Origin of the sequence: Sutcliffiella horikoshii (genome assembly GCF_008180725.1) — a bacterium.
GTDB lineage: Bacteria > Bacillota > Bacilli > Bacillales > Bacillaceae_I > Sutcliffiella_A > Sutcliffiella_A horikoshii_B.
In genome coordinates this window covers 443,134-463,715 of record NZ_VTEV01000003.1, presented here as the reverse complement: position 1 = coordinate 463,715, position 20,582 = coordinate 443,134, and the positions used below count along the sequence as shown (strand labels likewise).

General features: G+C 39.5%; 17 protein-coding genes. 12 read left to right on the top strand and 5 right to left on the bottom strand.

The window, feature by feature from the left end:
- The first annotated feature begins 459 nt into the window (after nt 1-459).
- Nucleotides 460-1,125 carry a GNAT family N-acetyltransferase gene (locus FZC76_RS09165; RefSeq protein ID WP_148987912.1) on the top strand — a complete coding sequence of 222 codons (666 nt, stop codon included), beginning with the start codon at nt 460-462 and terminating at the stop codon, nt 1,123-1,125.
- Between the two features lie 46 nt (nt 1,126-1,171).
- Here the strand turns inward: FZC76_RS09165 and rpsD are convergent, their stop codons facing one another.
- On the bottom strand, nt 1,172-1,774 hold the full coding sequence (rpsD, locus tag FZC76_RS09160; RefSeq protein ID WP_148987911.1) for a 30S ribosomal protein S4: 603 nt from the start codon (nt 1,772-1,774) through the stop codon (nt 1,172-1,174).
- Nucleotides 1,775-2,108: 334 nt separating this feature from the next.
- On the opposite strand from rpsD, the gene FZC76_RS09155 reads away from it, so the two are divergent.
- The 3 genes from FZC76_RS09155 to megL all read left to right on the top strand — a co-directional run bounded on the left by FZC76_RS09155 (nt 2,109) and on the right by megL (nt 5,933).
- Entirely contained in the window at nt 2,109-2,726 is a 618-nt protein-coding gene (locus FZC76_RS09155) for a hypothetical protein (RefSeq protein WP_148987910.1), read from the top strand.
- 70 nt (nt 2,727-2,796) lie between these two features.
- The gene (locus FZC76_RS09150; protein ID WP_148987909.1) at nt 2,797-4,602 is read left to right on the top strand and encodes a sensor domain-containing diguanylate cyclase; all 1,806 of its coding nucleotides are present in this window, start codon (nt 2,797-2,799) and stop codon (nt 4,600-4,602) included.
- 143 nt (nt 4,603-4,745) lie between these two features.
- Nucleotides 4,746-5,933: a methionine gamma-lyase gene (gene megL / locus FZC76_RS09145; protein WP_148987908.1), complete on the top strand. Its 1,188-nt coding sequence runs from the start codon at nt 4,746-4,748 to the stop codon at nt 5,931-5,933.
- 456 nt (nt 5,934-6,389) lie between these two features.
- Here the strand turns inward: megL and FZC76_RS09140 are convergent, their stop codons facing one another.
- The gene (locus FZC76_RS09140; protein ID WP_148988034.1) at nt 6,390-6,878 is read right to left on the bottom strand and encodes a GAF domain-containing protein; all 489 of its coding nucleotides are present in this window, start codon (nt 6,876-6,878) and stop codon (nt 6,390-6,392) included.
- A gap of 152 nt (nt 6,879-7,030) precedes the next feature.
- On the opposite strand from FZC76_RS09140, the gene refZ reads away from it, so the two are divergent.
- A complete protein-coding gene (gene refZ, locus FZC76_RS09135; RefSeq protein ID WP_148987907.1) occupies nt 7,031-7,660 on the top strand; it encodes a forespore capture DNA-binding protein RefZ in 630 nt (209 codons plus the stop codon).
- A gap of 38 nt (nt 7,661-7,698) precedes the next feature.
- Here refZ and hisJ read toward each other — a convergent pair whose 3' ends face one another.
- Nucleotides 7,699-8,502 (bottom strand): histidinol-phosphatase HisJ, encoded by an 804-nt coding sequence (hisJ, locus tag FZC76_RS09130; protein WP_148987906.1) that lies wholly within the window; start codon nt 8,500-8,502, stop codon nt 7,699-7,701.
- Nucleotides 8,503-8,722: 220 nt separating this feature from the next.
- On the opposite strand from hisJ, the gene ezrA reads away from it, so the two are divergent.
- Together ezrA and FZC76_RS09120 are read left to right on the top strand one after the other, a co-directional pair.
- Nucleotides 8,723-10,414 carry a septation ring formation regulator EzrA gene (ezrA, locus tag FZC76_RS09125; RefSeq protein WP_187442006.1) on the top strand — a complete coding sequence of 564 codons (1,692 nt, stop codon included), beginning with the start codon at nt 8,723-8,725 and terminating at the stop codon, nt 10,412-10,414.
- Nucleotides 10,415-10,417: 3 nt separating this feature from the next.
- Entirely contained in the window at nt 10,418-10,723 is a 306-nt protein-coding gene (locus FZC76_RS09120) for a hypothetical protein (RefSeq protein ID WP_148987904.1), read from the top strand.
- Nucleotides 10,724-11,242: 519 nt separating this feature from the next.
- Here FZC76_RS09120 and brnQ read toward each other — a convergent pair.
- On the bottom strand, nt 11,243-12,577 hold the full coding sequence (gene brnQ, locus FZC76_RS09115; RefSeq protein ID WP_148987903.1) for a branched-chain amino acid transport system II carrier protein: 1,335 nt from the start codon (nt 12,575-12,577) through the stop codon (nt 11,243-11,245).
- A 316-nt stretch (nt 12,578-12,893) separates the two neighbouring features.
- Between brnQ and FZC76_RS09110 the strand changes: the two genes are divergently transcribed.
- The 5 genes from FZC76_RS09110 to FZC76_RS09090 all read left to right on the top strand — a co-directional run bounded on the left by FZC76_RS09110 (nt 12,894) and on the right by FZC76_RS09090 (nt 19,513).
- Nucleotides 12,894-14,030, top strand: coding sequence for a cysteine desulfurase family protein (locus FZC76_RS09110; protein ID WP_148987902.1), 1,137 nt, complete (start codon nt 12,894-12,896; stop codon nt 14,028-14,030).
- A 5-nt stretch (nt 14,031-14,035) separates the two neighbouring features.
- Nucleotides 14,036-15,244 (top strand): tRNA uracil 4-sulfurtransferase ThiI, encoded by a 1,209-nt coding sequence (gene thiI, locus FZC76_RS09105; protein WP_148987901.1) that lies wholly within the window; start codon nt 14,036-14,038, stop codon nt 15,242-15,244.
- A gap of 91 nt (nt 15,245-15,335) precedes the next feature.
- Nucleotides 15,336-15,539, top strand: a complete 204-nt coding sequence (locus FZC76_RS09100) for an alpha/beta-type small acid-soluble spore protein (protein ID WP_047972144.1) — start codon at nt 15,336-15,338, stop codon at nt 15,537-15,539.
- A 639-nt stretch (nt 15,540-16,178) separates the two neighbouring features.
- A complete protein-coding gene (gene mbcS / locus FZC76_RS09095) occupies nt 16,179-17,768 on the top strand; it encodes an acyl-CoA synthetase MbcS (protein WP_148987900.1) in 1,590 nt (529 codons plus the stop codon).
- 152 nt (nt 17,769-17,920) lie between these two features.
- Complete coding sequence (locus FZC76_RS09090) at nt 17,921-19,513, top strand: amidohydrolase (protein ID WP_148987899.1); 1,593 nt, start codon at nt 17,921-17,923, stop codon at nt 19,511-19,513.
- Between the two features lie 229 nt (nt 19,514-19,742).
- On the opposite strand, the gene FZC76_RS09085 is transcribed toward FZC76_RS09090, so the two are convergent.
- On the bottom strand, nt 19,743-20,543 hold the full coding sequence (locus FZC76_RS09085) for an NAD kinase (protein ID WP_148987898.1): 801 nt from the start codon (nt 20,541-20,543) through the stop codon (nt 19,743-19,745).
- Nucleotides 20,544-20,582 lie beyond the last annotated feature (39 nt).

Sequence of the window (20,582 nt, the reverse complement as noted above, 5' to 3'; positions counted from 1 at the left end):
CTCAGTGAAGGCGGAATGGAGTGAGAGAGGTCTTCATGGAGGTTATGAAGACGTCCGTGTCGTGAAAATGGAGTGAGAGAGGTCTTCATGGAGGTTATGAAGACGTCCGTGTTGTGAAAATGGAGTGAGAGAAGTCTTCATGGAGGTTATGAAGACGTCCGTGTCGTGAAAATGGAGTGAGAGAAGTCTTCATGAACGGTATGAAGACCTCCAGGACATGCAAATGGAGTGAGAGAAGTCTTCATGAACGGTATGAAGACGTCCAGGACAAGCAAATGGAGTGAGAAAAGTCTTCATAGACGGTATGAAGACCTCAAGGACATGCAAATGAAGTAAGAGAAGTCTTCATAGAAAGTATCAGTAATCGCAAACGTGATAAAGCAGTCATTTTTTCCACCCTCTAGCTTAATAGGTGGTAAACTTAGTTGTATGTGGATGAACCTTTAGGAGGGATGGGGAATGTATCGAAAAGAAATGTATGTTTTTGATCAAGACAAACCGATAAAAGCTGTTATCCGTAACTATCTGGAAAAGGACTTTGCTCAATTAATCCGCGTACAGCAGGAATGTTTTCCGCCACCATTTCCGTCAGAGCTGTGGTGGAATGAGGTACAGCTAAAGAATCATGTGGATTTGTTTCCAGAAGGAGCACTATGTGTAGAAATTGATGGGGAAATTGCTGGCTCCATGACGGGTTTGTGTGTAATCTACACTCCAGGTGAACCTGATCATAGTTGGGAACAAATTACGGATAACGGCTATATTCGTAACCACCAGCCTGAAGGTAACACTTTGTATGTAGTGGATATTAGCGTCCGTCCAACTTACAGAAAGCTTGGACTTGGAAAGTTGCTCATGCAATCCATGTATGAAGTGGTCATTCAGCTGGGGATAGAACGCTTATTGGGTGGAGGAAGGATGCCGCACTATCATAAATATGAAGCTGAAATGTCAGCAGAAGGCTACCTAGAAAAAGTAGTTAACGGCGACATCAAAGACCCCGTTATTTCTTTCCTCTTACACTGTGGAAGAACCCCTGTAAAAGTGGTCAATAACTATCTCGAAGACGAAGACTCACGCAACCATGCCACGTTGATGGAATGGAAAAATCCTTTTAGAGCATAAAAAAAACAGGACGGTAAATTCCGTCCTGTTTTCTAGGTCATCACTATTAACGAGAGTAGAACTCAACGATTAGTGCTTCATTGATTTCAGCAGCTAATTCAGAGCGCTCAGGTAAACGAGTGAACGTACCTTCTAAAGCGTCAGCAGTGAAAGTTAGGTATTCTGGTACGAAGTTGTTTACTTCTACAGATTCCTTAACAGAGCTTAGGTTGCGAGACTTTTCGCGAACTGCGATTACTTGACCAGGCTTCACGCGGAAAGATGGGATGTCTACACGAGATCCATCAACCGTGATGTGACCATGGTTAACTAATTGGCGAGCTCCACGACGAGTGCGAGCAAGACCTAAACGGTAAACTAGGTTGTCTAAACGAGATTCTAAAAGAATCATGAAGTTTTCACCGTGTTTACCTTGCATTTTACCAGCAGCATCGAAAATGCTACGGAATTGACGCTCATTTACGCCGTACATGTGACGTAATTTTTGTTTTTCTTGTAATTGTAAGCCGTACTCAGAAAGCTTTTTACGTTGGTTAGGACCGTGTTGTCCTGGTGCGTAAGGACGCTTTTCTAATTCTTTACCTGTACCGCTTAATGAAATGCCTAGACGGCGAGAGAGTTTCCAACTTGGACCTGTATAACGAGCCATGAATGACTCCTCCTTCATGTTATTATTTGTTGTAAAATAATAACAGATGTGACTCATCTACTTGACCATTTTGTTTTCATGTATCCTCGCTCTGCAGCAAAGAGTTACACGATACACCTCCGTAAAAATGTTACGGGGAACAGAATGAATCAACATAGCATACCACATAGGCTGCAATATTTTACACAAAGGCTATTATATCGGAAAAATGGATAAGAAGTCAAGGATAGTTTAGAAAAGGTTGGGGACTTAAAAAATGCGGACTATTAAATAGGATAAAGTAGCAGATGTTTATGATATAATTTTTTCAGAATTATATCAAGGTGGAATGAAGATGTATAAAGAAACAGGCAAGGAAAAAATGATCCGATTCAGCATTATTTCAGCAATTGCTGCGGTAACACTCTATCTATTTGTAAGTCAATATACTCCTACTAACGAAGTGGTTGTTGTTCAACCAGAAAAAATACAGGTAAAACAACTGGCTGTCGTTCTTCAAGAATTCAATATACAACATCATTCTCCAGTGCTAGCCATGGTAAAAGAACATGAAAATCAACCAATGCTAATTATCTATAAAGTAGATATTGAAAACAACTATCGTTTTGAAACACAGTACGCCGTGAATTTAGAAGACGCGCCGACCGATATAAAACGGGATGAAGTCTCTGATGGGGTTTGGTTGAAGACAGACAACACCTGGACCTATTATGATTCACAACTGCGGCAAGCGAAAAGGCAAGAACAACATATTAATAAGGAAGAGCCAACATTTTCAGTGAATATTAATGAAGTGGATTCTGAACGGTATGAACTACAGATTCATAATGAAGATGGAACTGTACTAAAAAAGGAACTTGATAAAGAACCAATTACCGTCGTTCTACTTTCTGAACAGAAAGATCTTTGGTTTGTTTTATTTGAAAAAGACACGATTTTATTAGTTCCGTAAAATAATACTAGGAAATTGTTACCTGTTACCGTTATAATATAGGTAATAAGTAATATAAAAGGTGAAAAAAATGGAATCCAATAACAAGATGCTCGAAATTAAAAGCAGAATATTTGATTTTTTCCTTTCGTCTTCCAATCTTACACAAACTACTTTTCTCACACAGTTACAGCTGTTATTGAAAGAAGAACTCCAAGCAGAACAGGCTATTGTAACGTTAAAAGGGGATCTCCTTCCACAGAAACAATCTATTATTTGTGAGCAGGCAATCTCCTATACTATTCATTCAGGTGAAGGTAGTGATGTGGAAAATGTCATCATTCCTCTTTTTGAAGAGGAACATGCAATCGGCAAAATTGACCTGCATTTTCAATCTCCTGTACCTCTTCCATTAGATAGCTTCAATCAAATGTCAAAAGAACTCTCAATTATTTTTCAACATTATAATCAATACATACATAAAAGAAATGAAGAAAAACAATATCAAGAATTGTACACGATCACTTCTAAGTTTCATTCGTCTATGAAGGTAGACGGAATCCTATCTGAAGTGATTAAACTGTTACAAAGAATGTATGAGGACTTTTCTTACCTTCTCTTACTTACTTCAGATAATGATGATCTTAAGCATCTTCCCATAAAAAAATTGGATTTTGAAGATAACAATATGTGTGCCATGAATGCCTATGTGACAGGCGAGGTTCAATATGAAAATTGCATTCAAGATAGGAGGTCGAATATTTATATCCCTATAAAAGGCGGACAAGGGGTCTATGGTGTTATGCAGATTATCTCTTTGGATGCTGCGACCCTTCCTGAATCAGAAATAAAGTTCATTAAACTACTTGCAGATGAAACAGGTGCAGCGCTCGAGAATACGCAACTCTATGAGCAATCCAAGCAGGTTATATCTGATTTGCAACTAATCAATGAAACTTCCCATCAATTGAATACGAACTTAAGGCTAACCGAAGTGACCTCTTTTATGGTAAAAAAAATTCTTCAGTCCTTTCATGCAAAAGAAGTAGCATTCGTTTTTTATCAAGAAAAAGGCACGGAGATTTTGCCAGGTTCGACAACTTTCTTTCAGCAACATGACATAGAAGAATATCTGCTGCATATGAAGGAGTTTTTATATTCCGATGAGGAACCTCTTTTTATTGGAGATCTTCGTGTACATAAACGTTTATCGGACCTTCCCTTCTGTTCATGCATGGTGATCCCCATGCTCATCCCGAATGGGGGTAGAGGGGCTTGTGTTGTGACACATCCCTTGCCGTATTTTTTCAGCTTTGAACAATTCAAGCTCTTGCAGTCACTTATTCACCATTCGACTTTGGCTTTTAATAACTCCATGCTACGGGAAGAATTGGAGAAATACGTGATAACGGATTATTTGACAAAGCTTTATTCTAGAAAATATTTGGATGATAAAATAGAGAAATCAATGAAAAATGATTCCTATGGGACATTCATTCTTTTGGATATTGATGACTTTAAAATTGTAAATGACACGTTTGGCCATCAGGTAGGAGATAAAATCCTCATCCAGGTCGCCGATATTATAAAGGCAAATATCAGAGAGACCGATATCGGAGCAAGATGGGGTGGAGAAGAACTTGCCATTTATTTACCGAAAGTAGATTTGAAATTAGGGGAAAGTATAGTCCTTAGAATTATAGAAAAGATTAGGGAACAGACGAATCCGGGAGTAACGGTTTCATGTGGAATTTCATTTTGGAACAAGAATACTCAGGATTCACCAAGGGATCTCTTTCACAGAGCGGACTATGCCCTTTATAAAGCGAAGGATCAAGGGAAAGACCAATTATTTATAGAGGATTTTTCTGAAACAAGTAAAAAGGTTAAAAGCTAATGACACGCTCCCTTCATCTGGTACAGATGGAGGGTTTATTCATTCTAGAACTAATTTTAGCGACCACTAAAGAAAACGCTTTCATTTTTCTGTTGTTTGCCATATGCTAGTAATGGATGGGAAATTGGAAGGGAGAAATTTTTATGGATAAGCAGAAAAAACAACAGTTTGAGACGGAAGTTATTCATCATGGATATGATAGTTCCATCTATCAAGGAAGCTTGGCACCGCCAATCTTTCAAACTTCTACTTTTTCCTTTCAAACAGCACAACAAGGGGAAAACAGGTTTGCAGGAGAAGAAGAGGGCTACATTTATTCAAGACTTGGAAATCCGACAGTAAAAATGCTAGAAGAGCGGATAGCAACCCTTGAAAACGGCGAAGCAGGTCTTGCATTCGGATCGGGTATGGCAGCAGTGTCCGCTGTATTGATCGCGTTAACGAAAAGCAACGACCACATCCTTTGTTCACAAGGGATCTACGGATGCACGTTTGGCCTATTACAATTATTGAAAGATAAATATAATGTGTCACATAGCTTTTGTACGATGCAGACAGAATCGGAAATTAGAGAAGCCATCCAACCAGAGACGACATGCATCTATGTGGAAACACCAATCAATCCAACCATGGCATTAATAGACTTGGAACTTATCGTTTCCATAGCTAAAGAGAAAAATATTAAGGTAGTCGTTGATAACACCTTCTGCTCTCCTTATTTGCAGAAACCGCTAGATCTAGGGTGTGATATTGTGATTCACAGTGCGACTAAGTACATTGGCGGACATGGAGATGTGATCGCTGGCTTGATTGTCGGATCTAAAGAGATGATTACAGAAATATCCATGACTACATTAAAAGATATTGGTGGTGTCATGTCTCCGTTTGATGCGTGGCTACTGATTCGTGGCCTGAAGACTTTGCACGTCCGCTTGGACCGTCATTGTGATAATGCCGAATATATTTTTGAACAACTAGAAGCACATCCTATGGTGGAGAAGGTTTTTTATCCAGGTGATAAGAAGAGTGAAGCTTATCCAATCATGCAAAAACAGATGAAAAAGGGTGGGGGGCTTATTTCTTTTACCATTAAAGGTGGAAAGGAAGAAGCGCAAAGGCTATTAAATGCATTGCAGCTGATTAAAATTGCAGTAAGTCTAGGAGATGCGGAAACCTTAATCCAGCATCCGGCTACGATGACCCATGCGGTTGTACCAAAAGAAAACCGAGAATTGATGGGGATAACAGACAGCCTGCTGCGCCTCTCTGTAGGCCTGGAAGGCAAAGAAGACATCTGGCAAGACCTCAAACAAGCATTAGATAGTTTATAAGAAACATAGAAAAAGCGTCTAACCCTGAGTATTTGGGTTAGACGCTTTTTAATGAATAAGAAAGCATATAAGTTTTTTGATTTCCGTTCCAGGCGCTTCGCTTGCCTGCGGGCGGTCCGTGAGCCTCCTCAGGCTTCGCCTTCCGGGGTCTCACCTGTCCCTTCCTCCCGCGGGCGTCTACGCGCCTTCCACTCTAATCAACAAGGTGGCTTCATGTATAAAAGGGTTTTTGAAAAGGCATTACATAGGTCTAAGTAATTTTTAGCTGTGGATTGGAGCAAATGGCGGAGACTCCAGCGGGGGAGTAACGGGAGGTTGAGACCCCGCAACGAAGTGAGGAGGCTCAAGCACCGTCCCGCGGAAAGCGAAGTCATTTGCGGAAAGGAACAGCGGCTATTAACTACTAACTAATGTTTTTTTACTAGATAGGAACGGACGGTTTTTTCTGGATTTTTATTATGCATCAGCAAGCAAAATAGAAACAAATTTCTCCAGATATACTTTATCCAGCTCATCAAAACGATCCTTGATTGGGCTGTCAATATCAAGAACTCCGATAACCTTCCCATCTACTACCATCGGAACAACAATCTCTGACTGTGATGCAGCATCACAAGCGATATGGCCCGGGAAAGCATGCACATCAGCAACAAGTTGTGTTTCCATGGAAGATGCAGCCGTTCCGCATACACCACGACCAAATGGAATTCTAACACATGCAGGCAAGCCTTGGAACGGTCCCAACACCAACATGTCTTGTTTAGACTCATCTGTTAAGTAAAAGCCCACCCAATTCACTTCCGTTAAAAAAACATTTAACAAAGAGGACGCATTGGAAAGATTGGCAATGAAATTAGGCTCATCGGCAATAAGAGCTTGCAGTTGTTTTAGCACAAGTTCGTAGTTTTCTTCTCTTGTGCCTTTATAGTTTTCGACTTGAAACATCATAATCCCCTCGCATTTTCATAGCTAATTGTGGAAAAACAACAACAAAAGTAGAATACCTAATGAAGTTGTCGACATTTAATAAAAGGATATACGTTCATCTTCACGAAATCAATAATTAAGAATCGAAATCACCAGAAAGGGTGAAGAAGATGGAAAAGACAAAGCAACGAATCATTGATGCAGCAATCATTCTTTTTAATACAAAAGGGTTTGATGGCACCTCTGTACGGGAGCTTGCTAAGAAAGCAAATGTAAACGTGGGGCACATCTCCTATTATTTTGATAATAAAGCAGGTCTGCAAGAACATCTATTATCTAGTTTCTTTGATCAGTACGTTTCCATATTAGAGAAAGTTTACAAAAAAATGTCCTCTTACACGGCAAAGGAATGCCTTTTGGAATGTGTGGAAAAAACCATGGAGTTTCATCGTGAAAATCGTCAATTGGCTAGGTACGTTTACCGAGAGCTTACGTTTGATACAATTCTTGTAAGAGAAATTATGTCAACGTATTTGACGAAGGAGAAGTATTACTATAAAGCAATTTTAGAAAAAGGGCATAAAAAGAAGGAGTTTCATGTTCCGTCTGTTCTGATGGCTGTCATGCAATTGAAGAGTATGATTAGTACGCCGTTCTTGCAGTCTCAGTATTTAGCGGAGGTTTGGCATATTATGCCGTATGAAACGTCTGCGGTGGATCAGTATGAGAAGGTTATTGTTCAGTGGTTAGAGCAGTTTATATTTGTGGAGCAAGAGCAGTTAGAGAAAATTGCATTATAAATAGAGAGGGAGGATAGCCCTCTCTCGTGTGCTCTCCTTCAAATGAGCAAGTCTTTATCAATAAATTCATATCCTTGCCCAAGTCCCTTTGCTGCGTGTGCGTCGGATCCGTACACAAGGGGGATTTTTCTTTTTTTTGCTTCTTTTGCAATGGATATTGGGGGATAGGAATCTCCACATAAAGGTTTGACAAATCCAGCACCATTATAGTCCAGTTCATACCCTTTTAGAGCGATTGCAGCCAGTATTGGGTCGGCATATTCTTGGATGGGTCTAGTGTTTGGAAAGCGCTTTGTGAATTTTTCTACCAAAGTAATATGGCCGATTCTTTTTGGTTTGTATGGGCCTAAATCAGAGTTGATGGATGTTAAGAGAGTGGAAAAATAAGATTCATAAACTGCTGAAAGCCCTCCGAAAACCCCGATAATTCTTTCAAACTCATCCTCACTGAAATCTAAGCAATAATACAGATCCTCTTTTTTCAAAAAATGAACAGATAATATGCTGTCATCCAAATGGGGTCCCAGTTCTCCTAGAATTTCACGTGTTTCTTTTTCGTATCCATCAATATAATCCACTTCCAAACCTATGTTGATCTTTATGGCAGGTGCATAAAAGGATTTTATTTTCTTCAATTCTTCAAAATAACCAGGAATGCTGTCCCAATCCATGGCACTATCCCTGTCAGGAGCTGGATCGGTAAATGATTTAGGTAGTGGGGCGTGTTCTGTAAAGGAAATCTCTTTGTATTTTAGTTGTAAAGCTTGTTTAATATACTTTTCTATCGTATCTGTGCTACCATGCGGACAATAGGGGGTATGGACATGTTTGTCGATAATCAAGAAAAACCCTCCGATACTAGAAGAAATATGTAAAAAAATTAAAAATATTGGTCAAAAAATGTCGTTTACATGGTATCATAAAAACATTGAAATATAAATAAAATGGGCGTGGAATATATATCGACCCATTTAGCTTTTTTATACATATAGAGTTATTGATTAAGATGAAAAAATGTACATAGAAGACAGGAACCACCATCCGGGTAGAAGGGGACTAGGTATGGAGTATATTATTGGGATTTTAGCACTAGTAGTTATTTTTATCAGCATTAGTTTTGTTAGAAGGAAGAAAATTTATCAAGAAGTGGACCGCTTAGAAAATTGGAAAGTGTCGATCATGAACAAACCGGTATCAGAAGAACTTTCTAAAGTGAAAGATTTAAACATGACCGGTCAGACGGAACAGCTTTTTGAGAACTGGCGTTATCAATGGGATAATATATTATCAACAGAACTTGTAAATATTGAAGAATACCTTTTTGATGCGGAAGATTTCGTTGATAAATATCGCTTCAAAAAAGCAAAAGATGTGTTGTCATTAGCTGACAGTAAGCTTCAGGATATTGAATTGAAAATTAAAGCGATATACGATGAATTAGATGAGCTGATTGGCAGCCAAGCAAAAAGTGCTGAAGAAAATGAAAAATTGGAAGCGAAATACTCTAATTATAAAAAGCAGCTGCTGAACCAACGCCATCAATATGGAAGCACAACCCCTTTATTGGAGAAAGAACTGGAACAGATTCAACAGCTTTTCGCAGAATTTCACCAATCCATATCCAATGGAGATTATCTAGTTGCAAGAGAGTTGATTGTAAAAATCGAGAAAGATCTAGAAGCTTTTGAAAGCAAATTAGAACATATTCCAGGGCTGTTAATTGAATGCCAGTCTGTGATTCCTAGTCAACTTGCCGAAGTGGAAACAGGCTATAAGGAAATGCTTGCAGAAGGGTACATACTAGATCATGTAAACTTGGAAAAAAGCATTGCTAGTCTTCAAGATAAACTCAAGCAGTCTACGAAGTTGCTTATGGAAACTAAGGTATTGGAAGCTAAAGAAGGAATCGAGCTTATTAAAACGGAAATGGATGATCTTTATGATCAGATTGAAAAAGAAGTCTTGGCAAAACACTATGTTGTAAAAGAACTTCCATCTGTTGAAGCCATCCTGATCGCTTTATCATCTGCAAGTGAAAAGACAAAGCAAGAAACCTACGTGGTGCAGGAAAGCTATCAGCTACAGCAGGAAGACATTCAAACGCAACAGAAAATAGAAGAATCCATGATGGCACTCAATGACCGCTATGAGAAACTGAGTGGCCACCTTCTTGATCAGACCATTGCCTTCAGCATTTTAAAAGAGGAGTTGGAGGACATCTGTGAACAGATCAACTCTCTTCAGGACATCCATCAACAATATACGGAAAGCTTGATGGCATTGCGAAAAGATGAAATGGCTGCAAGAGAACAGTTGAACTCTTTAAGAAAAATGCTGTTTGAAGTAAAACGTTCTATAGAAAAAAGTAATATTCCTGGATTACCAAAGAGCGTATATCAAGAGCTATCCATGGCGAATGATCAGCTGAAGGCTGTAACTGGGAAATTGGAAGAAAAACCGTTAAATATTGTGGAAGTAAATGCTGTGTTATACGAAGCAGTAACAAGTGTGGAGAAATGCCATGAAGAAGCACTGGATATCCTTGATCATGCTTACTTAGCAGAAAGTATTATCCAGTATGGAAATAGATACCGCAGCAAACATCCTACCGTGCATCAAAGCTTAGTAGAAGCAGAACAGTTATTTAGAAATTACGAATATAAGAGTGCGTTGGAAGAAGCGGCTACTTCGCTAGAAAAAGTAGAACCAGGTGTACTAAAAAAAATAGAAAAAGTACTTGAAAAGGAAAACTAACAAGTGAAGTACGCGCAGACTTTACTTGTAGCCATCCTACTCATCAGTGGGACCTTTATATGGTACAGTTTTTATACAACCTTTCAGGAGAAGGGAGAGGAGGTTGCACAACCTGCTGTTTCTTCTCCTTCACAAGAAGAGGAAACAGGTGCTCCTCCTTCAGCAGATCAAGGTAAGGTTGAGAAAGTTAATATCCCATACATTCCTCCATATGGACTCACTCTTCAAATGGTCAATGAGTGGAATCTAGAGGACGAACGCATCAGCATCGACCGCCTACTATCTCTACTAGAAAAAAAGAAACCATAAAAAAAGGCTTGGATTCTCAAATCCAAGCCTTTTTTTAAAGAATAAAGAAAGTATAAAATCCAGTCGATTTCCGTTCCAGGAGCTTCGCTTGCCTGCGGGCGGTCCGTGAGCCTCCTCACAACGCTTCAGGGGTCTCACCTGTCCCTTCCTCCCGCGGACGTCTACGCGCCTTCCACTTCAATCAACAAGATGGTTTCATTCACCTTATGGTATAAGAAAAAGTATTGATCAGGTTAATTTGATAGTACATTAACTTATTGTTCTCGAAATTTATAGCTGTTGATTGGAGCAAAAGGCGAAGACTCCTCGAAAATGCTACGCATTTTCTTCGTGCGATGTTTCGCTGCCGAAGCTTTCCTTGTCCTGAGGGAGATAGCGCTAGGTGGAGACCACGCAGGCTTGCCGAGGAGGCTCTCGTCAGCCCCTAGGAAAGCGCAGCCGTTTGCGGAAAACAACAGCGGAGAATAACCAAGCAACTAAAAAAGAACCGGACGGTTTTGCCCGGTTCTTTTTATAGTATTACGCGATACTTTCATTAGACTGCTTTGAAGTTAAAGCACCAACAACCATCCCAACTAACACACCAATCACTGCCGGAACCAACCAACCTACCCCTTCATTATAAAAAGGAAGGATGCTGAAAATGTCTTGTAAGAAAGTTAATTGGATATCAGCCATTGCCAATCCATCCACGAAGCTAACAATACCAGTGAACAACAGCGCAAACCCATAAACAAAAGACTCATTTCTCCAACGATAAAACGAAAGAATAATCAATACAATTGCTAATGGGTAAACCATAATCAATACAGGCAACGAAATCGTAATCAATTGCTCTAGGCCGACGTTAGATACAACTAAACTAAAGATCGACAAGATTGCCACAAATACTTTATATGATACAGAAGGCATAATTTTAGAGAAGAATTTGCTTGTCGCAGACACAAGTCCGACAGATGTCGTTAAACATGCAAACGTAATTGCAAGTCCTAAGATAACTGCTCCGATAGAACCAAACAGATAATTGGCAGCACCTGATAATATTTGACCCCCATTTCCTGCAGCTCCTACTGCATCAAGGCTAGTTGCCCCTAGATAAGATAAACCTGCATAGACGATAGTCAAGCCTATGGCAGCAATAAATCCTGCTTTTAAACAAAGGGAAGTAATCGTCTTTCTATCTGTTACACCTTTATCCTTTATTGCAGAAATTACAACAATTCCGAAAACTAAAGCTGCAATGGTGTCCATTGTTAAATATCCTTCAAGGAAGCCTTTAAAGAAAGCGGAACTTTGGTATGCTTCTGTTGGAGCACCTATAGCACCCATTGGAGTGATAATACTTTTGACAACCAGAATACCAATTACCAGCAACAATATCGGTGTTAAGACTTTCCCTATCCGATCCACAAGTTTTGCTGGATTTAATGCAAGATAATACGTAATAGCAAAGAATACTAATGTAAATAGAAAGAGTGCCAGGCCTTGTGGATTAACCGATTCAGGCAAGAAAGGTGTTGCAGCAATTTCAAAGGCTACAGTACCTGTACGCGGAATACCAAAGAATGGTCCAATCGCTAAATACATAATGATAGTAAAAACAATTCCGAAAATTGGGTGTACACGATTAGCTAGTGTTTGAAGGTCGCCGCCTGTGTAAGCAATGGCCATTACTCCAAGCAGTGGCAGGCCAACTCCTGTAATTAAGAAACCTATAACAGAGATTCCTACGTTATCACCGGCTGCTTGTCCAAGTAATGGAGGGAAGATCATATTCCCGGCCCCTAAAAATAAGGCAAACAGCATTAGTCCCAATACCAATATATCCTTATTTGTATATACTTTATTTTGCATGAAAATCCTCCTGATGAGAAAATGAAATGAATACGTTTTCATCCTATCATAATTTTGATGAAATTTGTCGAATAACATAAAAGTTCAACAATTCAATATATTAGAAAAACAATTATTAGTTTAACATGTCTATACATGTTTAGAAAGGGAAAAGGAACTATTTCTAATAAATACCTTTCACCTATCCCTATAAGGGGAGGCAATTCTTTTCCACAGATATAAAATGTGCTAACATTAATATTCGCTTAGAAGAAAATATTATCTATATTAAAAATTGATGATTCAAATTCCTCATCATGCTAAATGGAGGATGACCATGATCTATTTAGACAATAGCGCAACTACTAAACCATATAAAGAAGTGTTGGATTCTTTTCTTAAGGTGTCCTCAGAGTATTTTGGAAATCCATCCTCGCTTCATTCCCTTGGCGGCGAGGCAGAAATGCTCCTTAACCGTTCAAGGGAGACTATAGCATCCTTGCTGCAGGTTCATCATAAGGAAGTCATTTTCACTTCAGGTGGAACAGAAAGCAACAATTTGGCGATTAAAGGATGTGCCTTAAGCAAGAGAAATATCGGTAAACACATCGTCACAACCGCTATCGAGCATCCTTCCGTAACAAATGCGATGAAAGATTTAGAAAAGGAAGGTTTTGAAGTGACAATCCTTCCTGTTGATAAAGAAGGAAGAATTACTGTAAAGCAAGTGGAAGATGCGTTAAGGAAAGAAACGGTGTTGGTTTCAATCATACATGTGAATAATGAAACTGGAGTAATTCAACCTATAGAAGAAATAGGAGAAGTTCTTATAAACTACCCCAATGTAAGCTTCCATGTTGATCATATACAAGGGATCGGCAAGGTTCCGTTAAGAATGGATGTAATAGACCTTTGCTCACTTTCGGCTCATAAGTTTCACGGGCTAAAAGGAAACGGTGTACTTATTGCCAAAAATGGAGTCAAGCTTCATCCCCTTTTTAGCGGAGGAGATCAGGAATGGACGTTACGTTCTGGAACAGAGAATGTGGCTGGGATAGTTGCCATGACCAAAGCACTGCGAATGACCTTAGAGAATAGTGAAAACTGCTTGTCAGATTTAACTGCGATGAAAGATTATCTTCTTGATGAATTAGTGCAGATACATGGAGTATATATTCATACACCCAATATTCAAAGCGCTCCGCATATTGTCAATTTTTCCGTTCCGGGCATAAAGTCGGAAGTACTGGTACATGCATTAGGCAATAAGAATATTTATGTATCCACCACCTCTGCCTGTTCTTCCAAGCGAAAAGCACCAAGCAAAACCTTAATGGCGATGGGTGTGACGAGACAGCAGGCGGAAAGTGCTATTAGGATAAGTATGACCTACAGTACAACCAAAGAAGAACTACGCTTACTTATAAAAGAACTTATACAAGCCATAAACACAATAAAAGAAGTAACGAGGTAAAAAACATGAACTATGATCACATATTAATACGATTTGGTGAGCTGTCTACAAAAGGAAGAAACCGTAAACAGTTTGTGCAGCGTCTTAGTTACAATATTTTAGAGAAAATCAAAGACTTCCCGAATGTTTCGATTGAAAAAAACAGGGACAGAATGTTCATTAAATTAAATGGGGAGCCTCATGAACAGATTTTGGATAGACTTCAAAGTATCTTTGGCATCCACTCTTTCAGCCTTGCTGTCAAAACGAAAACAGAAATAGAAGAAATGAAAAATGGAGCATTATTTGCTCTCGAGGCGTTACCTTACAAAGGCAAAACCTTTAAAGTGACTGCAAAACGCGCTTACAAAAACTTTGAACTTGATACCAATGAATTGAACCATGCGATCGGATCACATCTATTGCGTAATACCGAAGACTTGACAGTGAATGTAAAGCAACCGGATATTAATGTCAGGGTGGAAGTCAGAGAAGAAGCCACTTATATTACGTGTAAGGATATTGCCGGCGCAGGAGGTCTACCGGTCGGGACTAGTGGTACCGGTGTGCTCATGCTATCTGGCGGGATAGACAGTCCAGTAGCAGGTTATTTAGCAATGAAGCGTGGCATTAGACTGGAGGTTGTCCACTTCTTCAGCCCTCCGTATACAAGTGAACGTGCGAAACAGAAAGTAGTGGAACTGACAGAAAGATTGACTGATTTCGGACACTCCATTAATTTGCATATTGTTCCTTTTACAGATATTCAAGTAGCAATTCAAAAGCAAGTGCCGGAAAACTATACGATGACGTCCACTAGAAGGTTCATGTTAAAAATTGCGGACAAAATCTGTGAAAAAGAGCAAGGGCTTGCCATCATTACTGGAGAAAGCTTGGGGCAAGTGGCCAGTCAGACGTTGCAAAGCATGTCGACTATAAATGAGGTAACTTCCACTCCAATCATTCGCCCGCTCATTACGATGGACAAAATAGAGATCATGGATATTGCTAGACAAATTGATACGTTGGAAATTTCCAACCGCCCTTATGAAGACTGTTGTACCATTTTCACCCCGTCTGCACCAAAAACAAAGCCCAAAAAGGAAAAAATCAATTTTTACGAAAGTTTCTTCGATATAGATAAAATGGTGAATGATGCAGTGGAACGTACAGAAAAGCTACTAATAACAGGGAAAAAGAAAGAAGAAGACAGTATTATCAATGATTTATTTTAACAGTTTGTTACTGTGAAGAATTACCATATTTAAAATATGAATGATGCCATGTGTTTTTACACATTCTATATTCACAAGGAGGTGAAAACACATGGCAAACAACAGTTCAAACCAACTAGTTGTACCTGGTGTACAACAAGCTCTTGACCAAATGAAATACGAAATCGCTTCTGAATTTGGAGTTCAACTTGGTCCTGATGCAACTGCTCGCGCTAACGGTTCCGTTGGTGGAGAAATCACTAAACGCTTAGTTCAAATGGCTGAACAAAGCTTCGGTGGCGGTTACCAAAAATAATATATAAAATGGCTACGAGGTGGGGGAAACCCCACCTTTCTTCTATTCTTATCTTGGAGGTGCTTTTTAATGAAGGAGCAAAATCAAGTAGAAAAACAACAGAAGAAACAGGGGAGAAAACGCCGCAATGAGCCAAAGCATGCGGTTAAATCAAACGAGCAGTAAAATTTTTTAGGGCACCTTCTTTTTGGGAAGGTGTTTTTAATTTGAGGGGTTTTATTAATGGAGGTAGATACAGTGGTAGTGGATCTACGTTCAAAAATGCTGTATTTTTACAAGAAAATGCCCTTATTTTTGATGTGGAAAATTGATTCGGTCAATTTTCTCCTTTGTTTGGACAATTGTTGATGAAAAATAAAGGTGGTTCGGCCAATTAGAGGTGAGTTTTGGTCAACAATTTTAGTAGGTTCGGTCATTTGAAAAATTAGTTCGGTCACTTTTAGAAAAACTTTGGTCAATTATGCGAAATCTTCGGTCAACTTTCAAAAATCTTCGGTCAACTTCCCGCAAAACTTCGGACATTTTCTAAAGTTTCCACATTTAACCCCAAAAATAATAAAAAATTCCACAAAATAATTCAAATTATTTAAAAAATTTTGTAATATAGAGGTAGTACTATTACAAAGGGGATGACTTCATATGAAAAGAGAAGAACTTTTAGCACCGCAAAAGTACAATCTGGTTGAAGAAGTGGAAAAGTACACACAAGACAACGAAAAGCTCGCACTCATTTGGGAAAGTGAACAAGGGGAGAAGGAACAAGTAACCTATCAACAATTAATGAAAGCTGCAAATAAAATTGGAAACGCTTTACTTTCTGAAGGACTGCAAAAAGGGGATGTAGTTCTTGTCATGATGCCGAGGCTTATTGAATCGTATCAAGTGTACTTAGGTGCATTGAAAGCAGGTATTGTGGTTATTCCATGCTCTGAAATGTTAAGGGAAAAAGATCTTGCTTACCGTATTGAACACGGAGATGTTAAAGGGATTATTACATATCAACCGTTTGTGGAACAGGCAGATAAATTAGAAGAAGTAGGCAACCTGGTAAGATTTAGTGTTGGTGGTTTAGCGGAAAAAGGCTGGACAAACCTGCAGGAAGCGATGGAAAAACAATCAGATCAACTTGAATTTGCTTCCACTTCAAAAAATGATATGGCTTTCCTTTCTTATACATCAGGTACAACAGGTAACCCTAAAGGCGTAGTTCATACGCATGGTTGGGCTTACGCGCATCTTCGTACCACCTCCAAAAATTGGCTTGGTATCGAAGACAATGATGTAGTATGGGCGACAGCAAGTCCTGGTTGGCAGAAATGGATTTGGAGTCCGTTCTTATCCACGCTTGGTTCTGGAGCAACAGGCTTTGTCTATCATGGGAAATTTGATCCTAATACCTACTTGAAGCTTTTGGAGAAACATGAAGTGAATGTCCTTTGCTGTACACCGACAGAGTATCGTCTGATGGCGAAAGTGGATAACTTGAACGCTTATCAGCTGCCACATCTTCACAGTGCAGTATCAGCCGGGGAACCACTAAATCGTGAAGTAATTGACACTTTCCGAAAACATTTCCAAATTGATGTTCGAGACGGCTATGGCCAAACGGAAAACACGCTATTACTTGGTGTTTTAAAAGGAATGGAAATCAAATCTGGTTCCATGGGAAAACCGACACCTGGCAACCGGGTAACCATCATTAATGAGGATGCCGAAGAGTGTGCAGTGGGGGAAGTTGGGGACATCGCAGTACACGTAGAGACACCTGCACTTTTCAAGCACTATTACAAAGATCCTGAGCGTACTTCCAGACAATTTAGAGGAGACTATTATATAACTGGAGATAAAGCAAAGAAAGATGAAGAAGGATACTTCTGGTTCGAGGGAAGAAGTGATGATATTATCATCAGTTCCGGATACACGATTGGACCATTTGAAGTGGAAGATGCATTAGTAAAGCATCCGTTGGTACGCGAATGTGCAGTAGTAGCTAGTCCGGATGAAATCAGAGGTAATGTAGTCAAGGCGTTTGTTGTACTTCAGGATGGAGTAGAGCAAGAGGAAGACAAACTGACTAAACTGCTTCAAGAGCATGTTAAGGAATTGACGGCTCCATATAAGTACCCTCGCAAAATCGAGTACGTTGCTGAGCTTCCGAAAACTACTTCTGGAAAAATAAGAAGAATAGAACTTAGGCAGCAAGAATTCTCGCAAGCGGCACAATCCTAATAAAGATAAATTTATGAAGGGAAGGCAGTAAGGGTGGGGCTTAGATTCCTTGACCCTACCTATACTGCTTTTTTTAATGCAATTTTTTTGTGCCAGACCTTCACAAATGATAATCTAAATGTAATTTTATAAAAAGAAGGAGAAAGATCACCATGGGAGAAATTTGGTACGGCGGAACAATCTACACAATGAAATCAGAATTGGAAACAGTCGAAGCTGTGTATACGGAAGATGGACTCATCAAAGACATCGGCACGCAAGAAGAGCTTTTCTCTACATACCATAATGCACAAACGCAAGATTTAAAAGGGGCAGTTATGTACCCCGGCTTTACAGACAGTCATATGCACCTGATAGGGCACGGTGAGAAATTATTACGACTTGATTTATCAAACTACACATCCTCCCAACAGGTAAAAAAAGCCTTATTGAAAAAAGTGCAAGAAACCCCTGAAGGCGAATGGATCTTCGGAGAGGGGTGGAATGAGAATAATTTTGTTGACCGGAAAATTTTCCACATAACCGAGCTTGACGAAATCACTTCCAATCACCCCATGATTTTATCAAGAGTTTGCCGTCATGCTGTTTTAGTCAATAGCAAAGCATTAGAATTTGCCGGCATTACTAAAGAAACAGAAAATCCTCCGGGAGGAGTGATTGTTAAAGATATCTATGGCGAACCAACTGGGTACTTGCTTGACCAAGCACAAGAATTAGTAAAAAAGAAGATACCAAAAGCGAGTGAAAGTTATTTATACAATGCTTTAAAAACTTCTATTGAAGATTGCTTACGCCTCGGATTGGTAGGCAGTCACAGTGAAGATTTAAGTTATTATGGCAGTTTTGCTAAAACATTTGGAGCGTTTGAAAATGTAATTGAACGGGACAAGTTAAAGTACCGTGCCCATTTGTTGGTTCATCATGAAGTAGTGGATGATATGCATGAAGAAGGTCATAAGTTTAAAGAAACAACAGGCTTCATCACTCTTGGTGCCATGAAAATATTTGCAGATGGAGCACTGGGTGGCAGGACTGCTTTGTTAAGTCGTCCTTATAATGATGCTCCTGAGACATCCGGTGTGGCTATCCATACACAAGAACAACTTAAGAGTCTAGTAAAAAAAGCAAGAGAATATGGAATGACCGTTGCGGTTCATACCATCGGTGATCTTGCATTTGAGTATATGTTAGATGCGATTGAAAACTATCCTGCTCCAGAGGGAGAAAGAGATAGACTTATTCATGCACAAATCTTAACGAAGGACCTGATTGATCGTGCGAAAAAACTGCCACTCATTTTAGATATTCAACCGCGTTTTGTGGCAACAGACTTTCCTTGGATTATTGAACGCTTAGGAGAGGAAAGACTCAACTATTGCTATGCCTGGAAAACACTTCTGGATGAAGGTCTCATTTGTGCAGGTGGTTCTGATGCTCCAATTGAACCGGTTAATCCGATATTGGGAATTCACGCTGCAGTTACAAGGCAAACACCTTGGGACAAAGAAAGAACAGTCTATCAACCAGAACAACGTCTTTCCATGTATGAGGCAATCGGTCTCTTTACAAAAGGTAGCGCACAAGCTATTTCAGAAGAACATAAACAAGGAATCATCCATGCAGGCTATTACGCAGACTTCACAGTACTCGATACCGACCTTTTCAAAGCAACAGAAGATGGTATCCTTGAAACAAACGTACTAATGACAATAGTAGACGGTACGGTTGTGTACGAGAGAGAGTAAGAATAGCAAGCATGGTATGGATATATATAGCTGATAATTGGAGCAAAAGGCGTAGACTCCTGCGGGGGAAGTAGCGACATTGTTGAGACCCCTGAAGTGTTGTGAGGAAGCTCAAGGTCTCCCCGAGGAAAGCGAAGCCATTTGCGGAAATTAACAGCGGAGTTATAGCGTATACAAAAGGACACCGCGTTCATACGGTGTCCTTTGTTGATATAAATGGTGGTGTATTTTATAAAAATGTCCGTTTGACCTTCTCCCAAAACGAATTATCCTTTAATTTCACAGTCTTAATTTTTTTATCAGTAAGCTGAATATCCAACCTCTCGACATGTTTAATGCTAAGTGCCTCATTATCAATGCCAATCGTAGGATAGTCATTCCCATCTTGAATTACTTTTAGAGTCAATTTCCTGGCACCTGCCATGATAAACGGCGATCCAAGGGTGCGATAGCTGTTATTGTTAATAGAGGCAAGCTCACTTACTTGAAAACAAGGGAGCATCGGGTCCACAACAGCACCATGCACTGATTTATTGTAAGCAGTGCTGCCAGTAGGGGTGGATACAATCATTCCATCACCACGGAACGTTTCAAAGTGGAGCTCGTCTATGTACACATCAATGGCAAAAGTCTTTATGATAGCAGAGCGGATGGAGCATTCATTTAAACATTGAAAGGAAGAAGTACCATCAATTGTCACTTCAATAGTAGGATACTTTCTAACTTCAATCTGTTCAAATGCCATAGCCTCTACCATTTTTTCTGTATCATCGATATGGAAGTCACAATAAAAGCTAGAAGTTTCCCCCGTATTGATTCCAGCATAAAGGCAATCATCCTTAAAACCTGTTTTCTGAACGGCTTGAAGGAAGGTTCCATCTCCTCCGACTGCTACAATAATGTTCGCATTGCGGTAATCGCTTAGTATTTCAAAGTTATTTTGTACCGCCAATTGTTCAAGCTTTTTAACCTTTGCAACTAGCTCTTCTTCCCTTTTATAAAAGAAAAATATTTTACGGCGTTCTGTCATTGTTTTTCCTCCTCTTTATAATAAAAAATGGAACTTAAA